Origin of the sequence: Kribbella sp. NPDC026596 (assembly GCF_040638415.1) — a bacterium.
Lineage (GTDB): Bacteria > Actinomycetota > Actinomycetes > Propionibacteriales > Kribbellaceae > Kribbella.
In genome coordinates this window covers 1-17,190 of the sequence record NZ_JBEZYF010000047.1, presented here as the reverse complement: position 1 = coordinate 17,190, position 17,190 = coordinate 1, and the positions used below count along the sequence as shown (strand labels likewise).

Annotated in this window: 14 protein-coding genes and 1 riboswitch; of the genes, 4 read left to right on the top strand and 10 right to left on the bottom strand. The window is 68.9% G+C overall.

The features are described from left to right. Positions 1-78 precede the first annotated feature (78 nt). Positions 79-786 carry an SDR family NAD(P)-dependent oxidoreductase gene (locus tag AB0E63_RS31105; RefSeq protein WP_360374182.1) on the top strand — a complete coding sequence of 236 codons (708 nt, stop codon included), beginning with the start codon at positions 79-81 and terminating at the stop codon, positions 784-786. Here the strand turns inward: AB0E63_RS31105 and AB0E63_RS31100 are convergent, their stop codons facing one another. Together AB0E63_RS31100 and AB0E63_RS31095 are read right to left on the bottom strand one after the other, a co-directional pair. Next, entirely contained in the window at positions 787-2,160 is a 1,374-nt protein-coding gene (locus tag AB0E63_RS31100; protein WP_360374180.1) for an L-serine ammonia-lyase, read from the bottom strand. 79 nt (positions 2,161-2,239) lie between these two features. Beyond that, a riboswitch (glycine riboswitch) is annotated at positions 2,240-2,332 on the bottom strand. After that, positions 2,330-2,683, bottom strand: coding sequence for a DUF3817 domain-containing protein (locus AB0E63_RS31095; protein WP_360374178.1), 354 nt, complete (start codon positions 2,681-2,683; stop codon positions 2,330-2,332). Its footprint overlaps the riboswitch before it by 3 nt. Positions 2,684-2,809: 126 nt before the next feature. Between AB0E63_RS31095 and AB0E63_RS31090 the strand changes: the two genes are divergently transcribed. Beyond that, a complete protein-coding gene (locus AB0E63_RS31090; protein WP_360374176.1) occupies positions 2,810-4,243 on the top strand; it encodes an alpha/beta hydrolase in 1,434 nt (477 codons plus the stop codon). 55 nt (positions 4,244-4,298) lie between these two features. Here the strand turns inward: AB0E63_RS31090 and AB0E63_RS31085 are convergent, their stop codons facing one another. The 3 genes from AB0E63_RS31085 to AB0E63_RS31075 form a co-directional block, all read right to left on the bottom strand. Then, positions 4,299-4,526: a hypothetical protein gene (locus AB0E63_RS31085; RefSeq protein WP_360374174.1), complete on the bottom strand. Its 228-nt coding sequence runs from the start codon at positions 4,524-4,526 to the stop codon at positions 4,299-4,301. A gap of 191 nt (positions 4,527-4,717) precedes the next feature. Next, positions 4,718-6,151, bottom strand: coding sequence for an aminopeptidase P family protein (locus AB0E63_RS31080; RefSeq protein ID WP_360374172.1), 1,434 nt, complete (start codon positions 6,149-6,151; stop codon positions 4,718-4,720). Positions 6,152-6,239: 88 nt separating this feature from the next. Further along, a complete protein-coding gene (locus tag AB0E63_RS31075; protein ID WP_360374170.1) occupies positions 6,240-6,965 on the bottom strand; it encodes a GntR family transcriptional regulator in 726 nt (241 codons plus the stop codon). A 124-nt stretch (positions 6,966-7,089) separates the two neighbouring features. Between AB0E63_RS31075 and AB0E63_RS31070 the strand changes: the two genes are divergently transcribed. Together AB0E63_RS31070 and AB0E63_RS31065 are read left to right on the top strand one after the other, a co-directional pair. Then, positions 7,090-10,683, top strand: coding sequence for a hydantoinase B/oxoprolinase family protein (locus AB0E63_RS31070; RefSeq protein ID WP_360374168.1), 3,594 nt, complete (start codon positions 7,090-7,092; stop codon positions 10,681-10,683). 193 nt (positions 10,684-10,876) lie between these two features. Next, positions 10,877-11,221, top strand: a complete 345-nt coding sequence (locus AB0E63_RS31065; RefSeq protein ID WP_360374166.1) for a UBP-type zinc finger domain-containing protein — start codon at positions 10,877-10,879, stop codon at positions 11,219-11,221. Between the two features lie 41 nt (positions 11,222-11,262). On the opposite strand, the gene AB0E63_RS31060 is transcribed toward AB0E63_RS31065, so the two are convergent. The 5 genes from AB0E63_RS31060 to AB0E63_RS31040 all read right to left on the bottom strand — a co-directional run bounded on the left by AB0E63_RS31060 (position 11,263) and on the right by AB0E63_RS31040 (position 17,116). Continuing rightward, on the bottom strand, positions 11,263-12,264 hold the full coding sequence (locus AB0E63_RS31060; protein ID WP_360374164.1) for a proline racemase family protein: 1,002 nt from the start codon (positions 12,262-12,264) through the stop codon (positions 11,263-11,265). After that, complete coding sequence (locus AB0E63_RS31055) at positions 12,261-13,163, bottom strand: dihydrodipicolinate synthase family protein (protein WP_360374162.1); 903 nt, start codon at positions 13,161-13,163, stop codon at positions 12,261-12,263. Before AB0E63_RS31055 ends, AB0E63_RS31060 begins: the two co-directional genes overlap by 4 nt. Next, the gene (locus AB0E63_RS31050) at positions 13,160-15,253 is read right to left on the bottom strand and encodes an FAD-dependent oxidoreductase (RefSeq protein ID WP_360374160.1); all 2,094 of its coding nucleotides are present in this window, start codon (positions 15,251-15,253) and stop codon (positions 13,160-13,162) included. Before AB0E63_RS31050 ends, AB0E63_RS31055 begins: the two co-directional genes overlap by 4 nt. Then, the gene (locus tag AB0E63_RS31045; RefSeq protein ID WP_360374158.1) at positions 15,250-16,410 is read right to left on the bottom strand and encodes an FAD-binding oxidoreductase; all 1,161 of its coding nucleotides are present in this window, start codon (positions 16,408-16,410) and stop codon (positions 15,250-15,252) included. The genes AB0E63_RS31050 and AB0E63_RS31045 overlap by 4 nt, the downstream gene beginning before the upstream one ends. 100 nt (positions 16,411-16,510) lie before the next feature. After that, the gene (locus AB0E63_RS31040; RefSeq protein ID WP_360374156.1) at positions 16,511-17,116 is read right to left on the bottom strand and encodes an XRE family transcriptional regulator; all 606 of its coding nucleotides are present in this window, start codon (positions 17,114-17,116) and stop codon (positions 16,511-16,513) included. Positions 17,117-17,190: the final 74 nt, after the last annotated feature.

Genomic DNA, 17,190 nt, shown 5'->3' with positions numbered 1-17,190 from the left:
GAAAACAGCCTGGTACTGCCATTCCCTAGGACACCGCGGGTACTACCTGCTCGACAGCCGCGACGAGAAGGTGAAGACATGACCACGACACTGATCACCGGGGCGAACAAGGGCCTCGGCTACGAAACCGCCCGCCGGCTGATCGAAGCCGGACACACCGTCTACATCGGCGCCCGCGACCCGCAGCGCGGCAAGCAGGCTGCCTCCGACCTCGGCGCGCACTACCTCCCTCTCGACGTCACCGACGAGGAGTCCGTCGACGCTGCGGCCGAGCAGTTCGCGTCAGAGGCCGGCGGCCTCGACGTACTGATCAACAACGCCGGCATCCCCGGCCCGCGCAAGGAGGCCCGCGACCTCACGGCCGATGACTTCCACCAGGTTTTCGACCTCAACGTGTACGGCCCGGTCCGGATGATCCGCCGGTTCCTGCCGTTGCTCGCGCGCAGCGACAACCCGGTCATCGTGAACGTCTCCAGCGGACTCGGCTCGATCGCGACCGCCGTCGACCCCGAGGCGCAGTCGGCCGCCGTACCCGTCTGGGTGCCGGCTCCGGCGTACGGCGCCTCGAAGGCAGCCCTCAACATGCTGACGGTCCAGTACGCGCGTCAACTGCCCGGTCTGCGGATCAACACCGTCGACCCCGGCTACACCGCGACCGACTTCAACGGCCGCAGCGGCTACCAGACCGTCGAGGAGGGTGCCGACATCATCGTCAGGCTCGCGACCATCGACCAGGACGGTCCGACCGCGGAGTACCTGAGCCTGCACGGAACCGTGCCCTGGTGATCAGCACTCGATGACGTTGACGGCGAGGCCGCCGCGGGAAGTCTCCTTGTACTTGACCTTCATGTCCGCGCCGGTCTCGCGCATCGTCTTGATCACCTTGTCGAGGGTGACCACGTGGACGCCGTCGCCGTGCATCGCCATCCGGGCCGCGTTGATCGCCTTCACCGACGCCATCGCGTTCCGCTCGATGCACGGGATCTGCACCAGCCCGCCGACCGGGTCGCAGGTCAGGCCGAGGTTGTGTTCCATCCCGATCTCGGCCGCGTTCTCGACCTGGAGCGGCGTACCACCGAGCACCTCGCACAACGCGGCCGCGGCCATCGAACAGGCCGACCCGACCTCGCCCTGGCAGCCGACCTCGGCACCGGAGATCGACGCGTTCTCCTTGTAGAGCACGCCGATCGCGCCGGCGGTGAGCAGGAACCGAACCGCCCCGTCCTCACTGGCCCCGGGCACGAACCGGCGGTAGTAGTGCAGTACGGCGGGAATGATGCCGGCGGCACCGTTCGTCGGTGCGGTGACGATCCGGCCACCGGACGCGTTCTGCTCGTTCACCGCGAGGGCGAACAGATTGACCCAGTCCATCACCTTCAGCGGATCGATCGACCAGGGATCCTGGCTGAGCTTGGTGAACAGCGCGTGCGCCCGGCGCGGCACCTTCAAGCCACCCGGCAGGATGCCCTCGGTCTCGCAACCCTCGCGGACACAGTCCTGCATGACCTGCCAGATGTGCAGCAGTCCGGCCCGGATCTCTTCCTCGGTCCGCCAGGCCAGCTCGTTCGCGAGCATCACCTCGCTGATCGACAGCTGCGACTCCCGGCACCGGTCGAGCAACTCCGCACCAGTGGTGAACGGGTACTTCAGCGGGGTCGTGTCCGGCACGATCCGGTCGCCCGCGGCCGCGTTCTCGTCGACCACGAACCCGCCGCCAACCGAGTAGTACGTGCGTTCCCGCAGCACCTGGCCATCGGACCCGCGCGCCACGAACGTCATCCCGTTCGGGTGGTAGGGCAGCGCCTTGTGCCGGTGCATGGTCAGGTCAGTGTTCTCGTCGAACGCGATCTCGTGCGTACCGGCCAACCGCAGCCGGCCGAGCTCGCGGATCGTCTCGACCCGCGCGTCCACAGCGTGCGTGACGACGGTCTCGGGATCCTCGCCCTCGAGCCCGAGCAGGACCGCCTTGTTACTGCCGTGGCCGTGCCCGGTCGCACCGAGCGAACCGAAGAGCTGCGCCTCGACGGTCGTCGTCGCGGCCAGCAGACCGGCGTCGGCCAGCCCGAGTGCGAACGTGCGGGCGGCGCGCATCGGGCCCACCGTGTGGGAGCTCGAAGGGCCGATCCCGATGCTGAACAGATCGAAGACGCTGATCGCCATCGTGTGGAGGTTCCTTCCGGTCGCCGTTGACCGTTTGGTGTCCTCCCCGCTCTGTCAGGCCGTTGCCTTCCAGAGATGCCTCGCCCGTGCGGTGAAGGTGCCTGAGAGATTCTTGGGGAGAGTTGCTCCTACGGCGCCTGGGTCACGCCCAGGTCTCTCCCGCACGGGTTCATGCGGCTGTTGAATTGACTGACGGTGTGGACGGTACGGCGCTCCGACCGGCAACGTCAATCCGGCCGGTCCGCACGGCCCAGATCTCGAAGAACCAGGTGAACAGCGGGGGAACACTCGCCGCCAGCGCGGCCAGCGTCACCGGCCACGACCACCGCAACGGCCCGCGCACGATCAGCACCGTGACCACGTAGACGACGAAGATGCCGCCGTGGATCGGGCCGAAGATCTTCACCCCGATCTCGTTGTCGGACAGCACGTACTTGAACAGCATTCCGATCAGCAATCCGGTCCACGAGATCGCCTCGGCGATCGCCACCGTCCGGAACCACACCGCGTGCTTGGTAGTCATCAGCGACCGACCCTAACAAGTCCCCCAAGCCGCACCCGGGGTCCGCCGGGGGCTCGTCCCCGATGCGGCCGAGCAAACGGTTGCCGAGGATCGAGGGAGCTTCCACAGACACAGGAGATTTCCTTGATGAGATCGAGAGAGCTTCTCAGGACCACCGCGTGGGGTGTGGTCCTGGGACTGACGGCGGCCGGCCTCGCGACGCTTCCGGCGTCGGCCGCCGTACCCAGGCCCGCGGGAGTGCAGTGGTCGGACTGCAAGCCCGAAGGCAAGGACGACCCGGCCAGGGTGCAGGGCTCGCAGTGCGCGACCCTGCAGGTACCGGTCGACTGGCGTGACCCCGGCGGACCGACGTTCGGCCTCGCGATCGCCCGCCGTACGGCGAAGTCCCCGAGCGAGCGCGCCGGCGTGCTGGTCTCCGGCCCGGGTGGTCCCGGTGACTCCGGCGTCGACCGGATCAAGACCGGCGTCAGCCGGTTCAGCCAGACGCTGCAGGATCGCTTCGACATCGTCAGCTTCGACCCGCGCGGGATCGCCCGCAGCAACCCGGTGCTGTGCTCCGCGGCCCTGCTGTCCCAGCAGCCGTCGCCGTTGATGAAGAGCCAGGCCGACTTCGACGCGACCGTCCGCTACAACCGCACGCTGGCCGCCGACTGCCGCGAGCACACCGGACCGCTCTACGACCACATCGACACCTGGCAGTCGGTACGCGACGTGGACGCCATCCGGAAGGCACTCGGCGAGTCGCAGATCTCGTTCCACGGCTCGTCGTACGGGACGATGCTCGGCGCCCAGTACGCCGAGACCTACCCGCGCCGTACGCGCGCAGTCGTTCTGGAGAGCGTGCTCGACCACAGCTCCCCGACTGCACGCACGTTTCTCGACGAGCAGGCGGCGCCGGTGCAGGACTCGTTCGACGAGTTCGTGAAATGGTGCGACCAGGCAACGACCTGTGCACTGCACGGCCGCGACATCCGCGCACTCTGGGCAGACCTGCTGAAGGTCTCCACCAATCCGTTCAAGCTGAGCTTTCAGGTGTTCAGGCTGCTCTACGACCCGGAATGGCGCAAGCTGGCGGACACCCTGAAGACACTCGATGAGAGCAAGCTGGCCTCAGTGCCGACCGGGCTGGTGAACAACACGCTGGCGCCGTTCTGTCAGGACTGGAACCTGCCGGTGCGGAACTACCGCGAGTTCGCCGGCCTCGTCGACCGCGTCGGCCGGAACAACCCGGACATGAGGTACCCAGGCCAGCTGATGGCCGTCACGAACTGCCTCGGCGCACCGAAGGCGAACAATCCGCAGCAGACGCTGAAGGTCCGCGACCTGAAGACCCCGGTCCTGCTGGCCAACGCGATCCACGACCCGGCCACCGGCTACAACTGGGCCCAGAGCGTGGAGCGCCAGCTCGGGAGGTACGGCGTACTCCTGACGTACGAGGGCTGGGGACACGGAAGCTACAACTCGAGCCCCTGCATGCAGTCGACGATCGACGCCTACCTGGTCTCGCGTCAGGTGCCGAAGCGCGGCACCGGCTGTCCCGCCGTACCACCGGTGGGCTGAGGAAGACCCGGGGCCGGTGCTCCCAACCAGCACCGGCCCCGGTGTCGATGTGACCTCAGACCAGTACGCCGATCACGTCCAGCACGCGGTCGAGGTGATCACCATGGACCAGCCGGCTCGACAGCATGCGGAGTTCGACGCAGGCGGTCTCGAGTGCCTGCGTCTGCGATCGGCAATGGTCGACGTACCAGAACGGATCGTCGGGTTGCGGATCGTCGGCATCGTCGATGTCGGCGTACCAGTGCTGATCTCCGTAGTGGACTACTCGCACTCGCAGATTCATGATGACTACTCCCCGTGCCCAGGGATCCTGGGTCCCCCATGGCCCCAGTTCGGCCGCCTCGGCCCCGGCGCATGGACGCGGCCCCCCACTGCCACGCGCCGGGCCGAGCTCGACCCTCCCCCGCTCGCTACATCGGAGCCGGGGGCATCGGTGTTACTGCTTGTGACGGGTAATTTTCCGTCAGCGCGCGATCACCGGCCGTCGAGGTGCGACCGGGTCCACTGCTCGAGGCCGTCGGTCGTGATCGGCAGATCCTCGGTGAGGATCTCCAGCCGGTCGGAGTGCACCACGACGTTGTCCTCGATCCGGATGCCGATCCCGCGCAGCTCCGGCGGCACGGTCTCGTCGTTCGGGTGGAAGTACAGCCCCGGCTCGACCGCGAGCGCCATGCCCGCCTCGATGGTGCCGGCGAAGTACGCCTCCGGCCGGGACGCGTCGCAGTCGTGCACGTCGAGGCCGATGTAGTGGCCCGTCCCGCAGACGATGTACCGCCGGTGCTGCTGCCCGTCCGGGCCGAGCAGCTCGTCGATCGACACGTCGTTCAGCAGACCCCAGTCCTTCAGGCCTTCGGCCAGCACGCGCAGCGCCTCGTACTGGAAGGCACGGTACGGCGCTCCCACCTTGACGGCCTCCAGCGACGCGAGTTGCGCCTTGTGCACGAGGTCGTGCACCTGCCGCTGGGCGGCGGTGTACTCACCGGTGGCCGGGAACGTCCGGGTCACGTCGGCGGTGTAGAGCGTGCGCGTCTCGACGCCGGCGTCCAGCAGGATCACGTCACCCTCGTTCACCGGGCCGTCGTTGCGGACCCAGTGCAGCACTGGCGCGTGGTTGCCAGCCGCAACGATCGAGGCGTACCCGACGCCGTTGCCCGCGGTCCGCGCGCGCCGGTCGAAGGTGCCCTGCAGCCACCGCTCACCGCCGCCCCGGATCGCCTCGGGCAGCTCGCGGGCGACATCGCCGAAGGCGAGCACGCTGGCCGCGACGGCCTCGCGCAGCTGATCCAGCTCCCAGTCGTCCTTGATCCGGCGCAGCTCGGCCAGCGTCTGGCGCAGCGAGTTCCCGTCGGTCGGGGAGGTCCGGACCAGTGCGTCCAGCATCGGCTCGACGCCAGGCGTCGACAGCATGAACGGGACCGCGCCACGCACAGCGGCCGGCAGCTCCTCGATCGGACGGCACGCGATCTGCAGCGCGTCCGACCAGTCCTTGAGCCCCGGCACCGGGCCGATCCACAGCTCGCCGTCCCGCGCGTTGGCGAAGAAATCCGCCTCGTCCGGCCCCGCGGTCTCCCGCAGGTACAGCGTCGCTTCACCATCGGCCGACAGCACGAGTACGGCGCCTTCGGCCTGGCAGCCGGTCAGCCAAACGAAGTCGCTGTCGGCGCGGAACTGGAAGTCGGTGTCGTTCGAGCGCACCGGCGCCCGCCCGGCCGCGAGCGCGATCCGCCGGCCCGGCAGCGCGGCTGCGAGCTTCCGCCGGTGCGCGGCGGCCGCCTCGGCCAGCCCCTCCGGCAGCGTCACCGACCGGTCCACCGGCCCCCAGCCACGCGAGATGAACTCCCGGAAACCCTTGGCGTCGATCGGGCGGTAGGACTTCGGCGTCTCTTCGGTCCGGTCGTCTTCGGTCATGAGCTGAGCTCCCCTTTGCAGCTGACGGTCACAGTTCATCAACTCAGGTCCGCGCGGGGCCGCGCAAGCCCTTAACGAATCTCGTGGATCAACTGGCCCGGAACGCCTCCAGCAGACCGCGCTCGGAGTCGAGCAGGTACTGATGCAGGTCGGCCGCCGCCTCGTCGTACTTACGCGCCTCGAGCAGCTCGAACAGCTCACGGTTCCGCGTGATGTACGGCTCATGCAGCTCACGCGGCGTCGCGATCACCTGGAAGACCAGCCGCAACTCGGCCAGCAGCCGCCCGGTCATCGCATCCATCCGGGCGCTGTCGGCCAGACCGATCAGGTGCTCGTGGAAGCGCATGTTCGCCGTACCGACGGCCGGCCAGCGATCCACGAGCGCGGCCGCCTCTGCGGCTTCGACATCGTCCTGGAGCGGTTCGAGCCGGCTCGCCGGCAGCTCCGGATCGCGCTCGGCCAGACTCCGCACGACGTCGACCTCGAGCACCCGGCGGAGCCGGTACAGGTCGACCACGTCACGCTCGTCCAACTCCGGGACGAACACGCCGCGATGCAGCTTGTAGACCAGCAACCCTTCGTGGGTGAGCAGCCGGAAGGCTTCGCGGAGTGTGTTGCGGCTGACCTCCAGCACCTCGGTCAGCTCGATCTCGGACAGCTGGGAACCCGGGGGCAGCGCACCCTCGGTGATGCTGCGGCGCAAGATGTCCGCGGCCCGCTCGGCCGAGCTGCTGCGGTCCAGGCGCGCGACATCGGCGGCAACCGATCGCAACCACGCCTGCCGGGGTGTGTCGTCGGCCTCACCCGTGCTCATCTCCGCATCATCTCGCAATCAGCCAGTGAGTGAAAGTTTGGTGGAACAACCCTCTTGCAGGATTGTTGAACAATCTCTAGTGTCGGTCTCACCACCACGACGGCTGTCCGGAAAGGCGGTAGGCATGGCGCGGAAGTGGGAGTTCTGGATCGACCGTGGCGGCACCTTCACCGACGTCGTCGCCCGGCGCCCGGACGGCACTCTGGTGACGCACAAGCTCCTGTCCGAGAACCCAGAGCGCTACCGGGACGCCGCCGTCGAGGGCATCCGCCGGCTGCTCGCGGCGCCGGCCGGAGAACGGATCCCGGCAGAGCGCATCGAGGTCGTCAAGATGGGCACGACGGTGGCCACCAACGCGCTGCTCGAGCGCGACGGCGAGCCGACCGTGCTCGTCATCACCAAGGGCTTCCGCGATGCGCTACGGATCGCCTATCAGAACCGCCCGCGAATCTTCGCTCGCGAGATCGTGCTGCCGGAGCTCGTCTACTCGGCGGTGATCGAGGCGGACGAACGGCTGGCCGCAGACGGCAAGGTTCTCCTCCCGCTCGACGAACGGGCCGTCGCAGAGGACCTGCGGCGTGCGTACGACGACGGCCTGCGATCGGTAGCCGTGGTGTCGCTCCACGGCTACCGCCATCCGCGGCATGAGGAGGTGATCGGCGAGATCGCCCGGCGGATCGGCTTCACCCAGATCTCGCTGTCGCACGAGTGCAGCCCGCTGATGAAGGTGGTCTCCAGGGGCGACACGACCGTGGTCGATGCCTACCTCTCGCCGATCCTGCGCCGGTACGTAGATCAGGTGGCATCCGAGCTGGACGGTGTCCGGCTGATGTTCATGCAGTCGAACGGCGGGCTCACCGAAGCGCACGCGTTCCGTGGCAAGGACGCGATCCTGTCCGGACCCGCGGGCGGTGTGGTCGGGATGGCCCGGACCACGACGGCGGCCGGGTTCGACCGGGTGATCGGCTTCGACATGGGTGGCACGTCGACCGATGTGTCGCACTACGCCGGCGAGTTCGAACGCGAGCTGGAAACGCTTGTCGCCGGGGTGCGGATGCGGGCGCCGATGATGAGCATCCACACCGTGGCGGCGGGCGGCGGCTCGATCCTGACCTTCGACGGGAGCCGCTACCGGGTCGGTCCAGGATCGGCGGGCGCGGATCCAGGCCCCGCGTCGTACCGCAGGGGAGGTCCGCTCACGGTCACGGATGCGAACGTGATGCTCGGCCGGGTGCAGCCGGGCTTCTTCCCGGCCGTGTTCGGCGTGAACGGCGACCAGCGGCTCGACTCAGCCGTCGTACGGCGGAAGTTCGCGGAGCTCGCCACCGTGATCGGGGACGGGCGAGCTCCGGAGGAGGTCGCGGCCGGCTTCGCCGACATCGCCGTCGCGAACATGGCGAACGCGATCAAGAAGATCTCGGTGCAACGCGGGTACGACGTCACCCGGTACGTCCTGGCGACGTTCGGCGGAGCAGGCGGCCAGCATGCCTGCGCGGTCGCTGACGCGCTGGGCATGACACAGGTGCTCATCCACCCGCTTGCCGGCGTGCTCTCCGCGTACGGCATGGGTGTCGCCGACGTCGCCGCCCTGCGCGAGCGGGCGGTCGAGACGACACTGAGCGCTGCCGTACTCCCGGAGCTCGCGCGGGTCCTCGACGAACTGACCGACGACGCCGGGCGTGAGCTCGAGGGCGAAGGCATCCCGGCCGAGCGGATCACCGCGATCCGTCGCGCGCTGCTGCGCTACGACGGCACCGACACCGCTGTCGCCGTGTCTGTCGGCGAGGTGGACGAGATGGTCGCGGAGTTCGAGGCCACCTACCGGCGACGGTTCTCCTTCCTGATGCCCGGCCGGCCGATCGTCGTCGAGGCCGTGTCGCTCGAGCTGCTCGGCGCCACCGGATCCGGCGACGACAACTGGATCCGCCCCGAGCGATCGGGTGGCGAGTTGCGTGCCGCGGCCCGGGTACCGATGTTCTCAGCTGGAGCGTGGGTCGACGTCGACCTCTATCAGCGCGACGACATCGTCCCCGGCGACCAGGTGGACGGACCGGCGGTCATCGCCGAGGCCAACGCGACCACGGTGGTCGAAGCCGGCTGGCGGGCCGGCGTCAACGATCTCGGCCACCTGCTGCTCAGCCGGGTGGCGGCACGACCGGTTCGGCAGGGGATCGGGACCGAGGTCGACCCGGTGATGCTGGAGATCTTCAACAACCTGTTCATGTCGATCGCCGAGCAGATGGGCGTGCGGCTGCAAAGCACCTCACAGTCTGTGAACATCAAGGAGCGGCTGGACTTCTCCTGCGCGCTGTTCGACGCCGCGGGCAACCTGATCGCGAACGCGCCGCACATCCCGGTCCACCTCGGCTCGATGGGCGAGAGCATCAAGCTGGTGATCGCCGCGAACGCCGGAAAGATCGCGCCGGGCGACACGTACGTGCTCAACAACCCCTACCGGGGCGGCACCCACCTGCCCGACATCACCGTGGTGACCCCGGTCTTCGACCGGGCTGGGAAAGACATTTTGTTCTACGTCGCGTCCCGCGGCCACCACGCGGAGATCGGTGGCATCACGCCCGGTTCGATGCCGGCGAACAGCACCCGGATCGAGGAGGAGGGGGTACTCATCGACAACTGGCTGCTGGTCTCGGGCGGCGAGTTGCGAGAGCGCGAGACCGTCGAGCTGCTGCGCACCGCGGCGTACCCGTCGCGCAACCCCGCGACGAACATCGCCGACCTGCGGGCCCAGATCGCGGCCAACGAGAAGGGGGTCGAGGAGCTGCGGGCCATGGTCGACCACTTCGACCTCGACGTCGTATCGGCGTACATGGAACACGTGCGCCGCAATGCGGCCGAGGCAGTGCAGCGGATCATCCCGACGCTCCACGATGGCAGCTACAGCTATGAGCTCGACTCGGGCGCGCGGATCGAGGTGGCGGTCCAGGTGGACGCCTCCGCGCGGACGGCGGAGATCGACTTCACCGGAACCTCCGCGCAGCAGCCCGGCAACGGCAACGCGCCGTCCTCGGTGGTGATGGCCGCAGTTCTGTACGTCTTCCGCACCCTGGTGGACGACGAGATCCCACTGAACTCGGGCTGCCTGGAGCCGCTGCGGGTGATCATCCCGTCGGGAACGATGCTGTCACCGAAGTACCCTGCGGCGGTTGCCGCAGGCAACGTCGAGATCTCGCAGGCTGTCACCGGCGCTCTCTACGCCGCCCTCGGCATCCAGGCGGAGGGCTCCGGGACGATGAACAACGTGACGTTCGGCAACGACCGGCACCAATACTACGAGACCGTCGGCAGCGGAGCCGGCGCGGGCGAAGGCTTCGCGGGGGCCGATGTCGTCCAGACCCACATGACGAACTCACGGCTGACAGATCCGGAAGTGCTGGAGTGGCGTTACCCGGTACAGCTGGAGAGCTTCGAGATCCGCGCCGGCAGCGGTGGTGCGGGCCGCTGGCGCGGCGGCAACGGTGGCCGCCGCCGGATCCGGTTCCTGGAGCCGATGACCGTGAGCACACTCGCCAGTCACCGCCGCGTGCCGCCGTACGGCATGGCCGGCGGCCTGCCCGGCGGCCTCGGCCGCCAGTGGATCGAGCGCGCGGATGGCTCCGTCACGCAGATGGCCGGCAACGATTCGCTCTCCGTGGCCGCCGGCGACGTACTCGTGCTCGAGACACCTGGCGGTGGCGGCTACGGCGAACCTGCCGACTGACTCGTCAACCGGAGTTCGAATCTTCGGCATCGCCGACGTACAGACCGACCCACGGTGACGTCACCGTGACAGATCGTGGGGTCTTCGTTCGGCATCCGGCCTGCTGTGCGAACCTCGAAGGTCCTGGACTGGCCGACGCCCATCCGAGTGGGATTGCTTGTCCGGGCGGCCGCGGCACGCAAGGATGGCGGCTATGACGGAGATACCGGGGATCGACAGCACGGTCCCACCGAGCGGGACCGGTTGTGTGGAGTGCCTGGCCGTCGACGGCTGGTGGTTCCACCTGCGTCGGTGTACTCAGTGCGGCCACATCGGCTGCTGTGACTCGTCGCCGGCCCAGCATGCGTCGGCCCACGCCGCCTCGGCCGGTCACCCGATCGTCCGCAGCTTCGAGCCGGGCGAGGACTGGTTCTGGCACTACGGCGAGTCCCAGTACTACGACGGCCCCGAGCTCGCCCCGCCGGAGTCCCGCCCGGAGGACCAGCCGGTCCCCGGCGGCAACGTCCCTGACGACTGGCGCACCAAGCTCCACCACTGACGCCCGCCGGTCGACGAGCGCGGCCGCCGGTTGACGCGGACTTAGAGCACGAAGCCGGCGGGGAAGGGGTCGTCGGGGTCTAGGAGGTAGTTGGCGGTGCCGGTGATCCAGGCTCGGCCGGTTACGGTGGGGATGACGGCGGGGCGGTCGCCGACAACGGTTTCCTCGACTAGGCGGCCGGTGAAGCGGGTGCCTATGAAGGACTCGTTCACGAAGTCGGTGTTGAGGGAGAGTTCGCCGCGGGCGTGGAGTTGGGCCATTCGGGCTGAGGTGCCGGTGCCGCACGGTGAGCGGTCGAACCAGCCGGGGTGGATCGCCATCGCGTTGCGCGAGTGTGCGCCGTCGAGACCTGGCGCGGTGAACTGGACGTGTTTGCAGCCGTTGATCCCGGGGTCGAGCGGATGCACCGGGCGGTCGGTTGCGTTGATCGCGTCCATGATGTCCAGGCCGGCCTTCAGGATCCGGTCCTTCTCCGCGCGGTCGAACGGGATCCCGAGTTGCTCCAACGGCAGGATCGCGTAGAAGTTCCCGCCGTACGCGAGGTCGTAGGTCACCGTCCCGAGCCCCGGCACGTCGACCGTCGCATCCAGGGCATGGCTGTACGACGGGACGTTCCGGAGCGTCACGTGCTCCGCCCGGCCGTTGCTCACGGCAACATCAACGACGACCAGGCCGGCCGGGGTGTCGAGCCGGACCACCGTCGTCGGCTCGGTCACCTCGACCATGCCGGACTCGACCAGTACGGTCGCGACGCCGATCGTGCCGTGCCCGCACATCGGCAGGCAGCCGGAGACCTCGATGTACAGGACGCCCCAGTCCGCGTCGGACCGGGTCGGCGGCTGCAGGATCGCGCCACTCATCGCCGCGTGACCGCGCGGTTCGTTCATCAGGAACAACCGCAGGTCGTCGTTGTGCTTGACGAAGTACTCGCGCCGCTCGGCCATCGTCGCGCCCGGGACGACGCCGACCCCGCCAGTGACGACGCGGGTCGGCATCCCCTCGGTGTGCGAGTCGATCGCGCTGATCGTCCGGATGGACCTCATCGCAGTGATTCCACGGCTTTCTTCATGTCCTGCTCCAGTTGGGCGACGTGCTCGGGGACCAGCGGCCCACGCGGCGGGCGGCACGGGCCGCCGTACCGGCCGACGTAGTCCATGCCGTACTTGATCGCCTGGACGAACTCGGTCCGCGAGTCCCACCGGAAGGCGGCGACCAGCGGCTCGTACAGCGTCCGGGCCTCTTCCAGCTTGCCTTGTACGGCGAGGTCGAACAACCGGACCGATTCCTTCGGGAACACGTTCGGGAATCCGGCGAACCACCCGGTCGCGCCCATCAGCAACGCCTCGAGCGTCAGGTCGTCCGCACCGGCGATGACAGCCAACTCCGGGGCCAGCTCGCGGATCTCGAGGATCCGGCGGATATCACCGGAGAACTCCTTCACCGCGACCACGTTCTCGATCTGCGCGATCTCGGCCAGCAGATCCGGGGTCAAGTCGACCTTGGTGTCGTGCGGGTTGTTGTAGACCATCACCGGCAGGCCGGCCTTCGCGACCTCGCTGAAGTGGTGGACCACCTCACCGCGGTTCGCGCGGTACATGGTCGGCGGCAGGCAGAGTACGCCGTCCGCACCGTCCTCACCTGCCTTCTCCGCCCACGCCCGCGCCTGGTGCGCGCCGACGCCATGGACGCCGACGACCACCACGCCGTCATCGCCGACGGCCTCGATCGCGGTCCGCGCGACGGCTCGGCGCTCGTCGTCGGTCAACGACGAGTACTCCCCCAGCGAGCCGTTCGGTCCTACGCCGCGGCAGCCGTTGTCGATCAGCCAGCGGCAATGCTCGGCGAACTTGTCCAGATCGGGCCGCAACCCCGCCGGCGCCGACGCGTCCTCGACGTACGGCAACGCGGTGGCGACGATCACGCCGTCCAACTTCTCGCTCACAGCTCCTCCTGAGCCTCAGCCAGATCCCGCAACCTCACAGGTACGGCGATCGGTCGTTTCATGCTTGGTCTTGGTACGTCGTTCTGTCCGGCAACCAACTCGGCGACGGTGCGCGAACACACCCGCCCCTGGCACAACCCGAGCCCTGCCCGGCTGCTGAGCCTCAATCCCCGTCCGTCCCCCACACCGCGGTCGGCAACCGCCTCCTCGATCTCCCCGCGGCTCACTTCTTCACACCTACAGACGAGCGTGTCCGCCCGACTCCAGTCCCGCCATCCCTCCCGCACGGGGTAAGCCTTCGCAAGAGCCGCCGCAAACCGCCGCCCCTTCACCACAGCCGCCCGCGCACCGTCGTCGGAGGCGGAACGTACGCCGGGATCGCGGGCTGCGCGTGTCCGGCCTGTGGCCGGGGGCGCGGTAGACGCCGGGCTGACTGGCAGTTCCGGGTTGGGGCGTGGGGAGCGGGCGTGCTGGGCTGCTGCGGCGCCGGCTACTCGACCCTCGGCTGTGGAGAGGGCTGCGCCGCCTATGCCGGTTAGTTCGCCTGCGGCGAAGATGCCGGGGGTGGTGGTTTGCTGGTCGGCGTTGACGACTACGGCTGGGCCGCCGTCGGGGCCGGTGGTTAGGTCGCAGCGGGCGGAGACTGCTAGTTCCAGTTGGGCGGTGAAGCCGAAGCCCAGGCAGACTGCGTCTACCTCGATGCGGCGTTCGGAGGCTGGGATCGGGTGCCAGTCGTCGTCCAGGCGGGCGATGGTGACGGCCTCGACGTGGTCGGTGCCGTGGGCGGCGGTCACCGTCCAGCCGTGGCGTAGGGGGATGCGGTGACGGGCGAGCAGGGCGCCGTACCCGAGGGCCTCGCGAAGTTTGCTGGAGGCAACCAATGGGTCAGTGGACCAGCCCTTGCGGACGGTCTGCAGGGAGTTTGCTTCCAGGAGGGCTACAACGCAGGCGCCTACTCCGGTCAGCGATCCTGCGACCGGTAGCAGGAAGGGGCCGGTTCCCGCGACGATTACTCGGCGGCCGACGGAGATTCGCTGGCCCTTCGCTAGTGCTTGCGCGGCGCCGGCGCTGTAGACGCCTGGCAGATCCCAACCAGGGAAGGGAAGCACGCGATCATAGGCTCCGGTTGCGAGGACGACAGCCTTTGCGTTGACCGGGAAGACGTCCCGTCCGACGCCATCCGCCGGGCCGCGCTGTACCCACAGCCGCAGGCCTTCGATAGCCCAGACCGAGCTTTCGGACAGCTGCGTGATCCGGTTGTGTGTAGCCACCCGATCCCGCTGTGCCGCGAAGTCCTTCCATCCGTGCTGTAACCGCTCGGGACGCCGAGGCGCGAACTCCACGGGCAATTGCCGGTTGAACTGCCCACCCACAGCTCGCCCGCTGTCGATCAGCACCACCGAGGCACCTTCATCCGCAGCCGCCAGAGCTGCCGCAACCCCCGCAGGCCCAGCTCCCACAACCACAACATCAGCCGCCTTCGGCGGCGGAGTGGAGGCGAGGTGGCGGGCAGGGCTGGTGTGCTGCGCCGACGCGTCGGCGTGAGGCGACGATGCGGTCGCGTTCAGCGGGGCGACCGGCTCGAGCGGCTCCGGGCCGGCGGTCTCGCCCTGCGCGCGGTCGGTGGGCTTGCGCAGCTCCGCGTCGGTGGGGTTACCCAGCTCCGCGTCGGTGGGGTTACCCAGCTCCGCGTCGGTGGGGTTATCCAACTCCGCGTCGGTGGCGTTGCGCGGCGCCGGGTCGGCGGGGTTGTGGGGCTGCGGGGTGGTGGGCGGGTGTGGGAGGACGGCGCCGACCTGGGTGGTGATTGTGTCGGCGTCTTGGATTGTTCGTTGGCAGGCTCGGGTGTCGGGGGTGCCGTTGACTACTACTAGGCAGTCGTGGCAGGTGCCGATTCCGCAGAAGACGCCTCGGGGGCTCGCGGTGTGGCGGGTGGTGCGCCAGGAGTTGCGGCCTTGGGTGAGGAGGACGGCGGCTACGGTTTGGCCGGCTAAGGCGGTGACGGGGTGGCCGTCGACGGTGACTTGGACGTTGGGCGGCGTACCGGGCTCGGCGGGGTCGCCTGAACGCGGGCGGAGGTACGCGGTCATGCGGCGATCACCGCCGGGCGGTCGACTCGGAAGGGGGATGCGTCGACGTGAGGGGTGAGGCCCAGGAAGAGCTCGGTGATCAGACGGCCGGTGGCAGGAGCGAGGCCGATGCCGGCGCCCTCGTGGCCGGTGGCGTGCCAGAGGCCGAGTAGACGGGGATCGGGACCGATGACGGGCAGGTGATCCGGTGCGTAGGGACGGAACCCGCCGTACGCGCGCATGACCGGCACGTCGCCCAGGAACGGGAACAGACCGACGGCCTTGCGGGCGAGCTCGCGGAGCACGTGGACCCGGATCGTGTCGTCGAAGCCGATGCGTTCACGACTGGAGCCGATCAGGACCGTGCCGGACCTCGTCGACTCGACCACCGTCGATGTCTGCAGCTCCGCGTCCCCACTCCCGACCGCGCCGACGTAATCCGCGTCGTACACCTTGTGTCGCACGCACTCCGGCAGCGGCGCCGTCACCAGGATGACCCCGCGGCGCGGCAACACCTGGATCGGAGCTCCGGCCGATGCACCGAAAGCTCCGGCCCACGGCCCACAGGCGTTGAGCACGGCGCCACACGCGATATCGCCGCCCGACGTATCCACGCCCACGACGCGACCACCGGACTGCCGCACCCCGAGCGCCGTCACCCCGGACCGCACCTCGCCACCGCGATCGCGCACCGCGGCCAGCAAAGCCGTTGCCGCGAGCACCGGTTGCACCTGAGCGTCGTCCGGGTAGTGCACGCCGACCGTCACCCGAGGCGTGAGCAACGGCTCGAGCTCGAACACCTCCGACGGCGTGATCACTTGGGCATCGACCCCGGCCGCGGACTGCTTGGCCGCGAACTCCCGCAGCGGTCCAGGCTCACCAGTCGCCACCACGACCCCGCCCTTGGACTCCCACTCGACGTCGGCGACCCGCTCCGGCAGCCGATCACGGACGACGTCCCACTCGGCTCGCGACGCAATCGCCAGCTCCAACTCCGGCCCGGGCTCCTTGTCCGAGACGAGCACGTTACCCTCACCGGCCGCCGTCGTACCGCCCGCGGGGCCGTCGCGGTCGATCACCAAAACCCGGACCCCGGCCGCGGACAGCGCCTCGGCGCACGCGGCGCCGACCATGCCCGCGCCAACGACCACCACATCGGGTGTCGCGGAACCGGGCATGGCGCATTCCTCCAAGAGAACGTTCACTAAAATGAACGATTCCGAGCGTACGCGCCCTCCAGCTACCCGGTCAATGCACTCAACCGGCACTTCAGAGGAACTATCCCGGCAGATGCGGCCCGCCAGGCGTGATCGGGTACGCGTCCGGCGGGTATTCGAGCAGCAGGACCGACCGCACCGGCCCGTCCACCGCCTCGTACCCGTGCGGTCCGCCGGCCCGGAATGCGAGGTAGTCCCCCGGCCCCAGCTCCTCGGTCCGCCCGCGTGAAGTGATCCGCAACCGCCCAGTCAGAACGATGTGATGCTCGGTGCCAGGATGCCCGTCCGACTGCTGGACGGCGTCCGGCCGGACCTCCTGGTTGTAGATCTCGAACAAGCCGCCCGGATTCTCCAGCCGTCGCAGCATCCGCAGATCGATCGCGTCGCCGGACAGTACGTCGATGTCCGCGGACCGCACCAGGACCAGGTCGGCGGTCGGCGACTCGCTCAGCAGGGCCGACACCGGCACGCCCAAAGCGTTCGACAGACTGAACACTGTCTCGATCGTCGGGTTCCCCGCCCCGGACTCCAGCTGCGACAGCGTGCCCTTCGCGATCCCGGACCGCCGGGCCAGCTCGGACAGCGAGATGCCCTGCTCGTCTCGCCGCGCCCGCAGATTCGTCCCGAGCAACCGACCCGCACCCATCGCCGTCACAGCCCGGAGCATGCCATATTTCATTGCCGCGCCTCCGGCGCGGCGTGGTCACGGGGCCCTGGCTCCCGTCCTTCCCTCGTCGCTTC

Coding starts and splice junctions, on each gene's coding strand:
- AB0E63_RS31105 (WP_360374182.1), top strand. CDS start 79: ATGACCACGACACTGATCACCGGGGCGAACAAGGGCCTCGGCTACGAA.
- AB0E63_RS31100 (WP_360374180.1), bottom strand. CDS start 2,160: ATGGCGATCAGCGTCTTCGATCTGTTCAGCATCGGGATCGGCCCTTCG.
- AB0E63_RS31095 (WP_360374178.1), bottom strand. CDS start 2,683: ATGACTACCAAGCACGCGGTGTGGTTCCGGACGGTGGCGATCGCCGAG.
- AB0E63_RS31090 (WP_360374176.1), top strand. CDS start 2,810: ATGAGATCGAGAGAGCTTCTCAGGACCACCGCGTGGGGTGTGGTCCTG.
- AB0E63_RS31085 (WP_360374174.1), bottom strand. CDS start 4,526: ATGAATCTGCGAGTGCGAGTAGTCCACTACGGAGATCAGCACTGGTAC.
- AB0E63_RS31080 (WP_360374172.1), bottom strand. CDS start 6,151: ATGACCGAAGACGACCGGACCGAAGAGACGCCGAAGTCCTACCGCCCG.
- AB0E63_RS31075 (WP_360374170.1), bottom strand. CDS start 6,965: ATGAGCACGGGTGAGGCCGACGACACACCCCGGCAGGCGTGGTTGCGA.
- AB0E63_RS31070 (WP_360374168.1), top strand. CDS start 7,090: ATGGCGCGGAAGTGGGAGTTCTGGATCGACCGTGGCGGCACCTTCACC.
- AB0E63_RS31065 (WP_360374166.1), top strand. CDS start 10,877: ATGACGGAGATACCGGGGATCGACAGCACGGTCCCACCGAGCGGGACC.
- AB0E63_RS31060 (WP_360374164.1), bottom strand. CDS start 12,264: ATGAGGTCCATCCGGACGATCAGCGCGATCGACTCGCACACCGAGGGG.
- AB0E63_RS31050 (WP_360374160.1), bottom strand. CDS start 15,253: ATGACCGCGTACCTCCGCCCGCGTTCAGGCGACCCCGCCGAGCCCGGT.
- AB0E63_RS31045 (WP_360374158.1), bottom strand. CDS start 16,410: ATGCCCGGTTCCGCGACACCCGATGTGGTGGTCGTTGGCGCGGGCATG.
- AB0E63_RS31040 (WP_360374156.1), bottom strand. CDS start 17,116: ATGCTCCGGGCTGTGACGGCGATGGGTGCGGGTCGGTTGCTCGGGACG.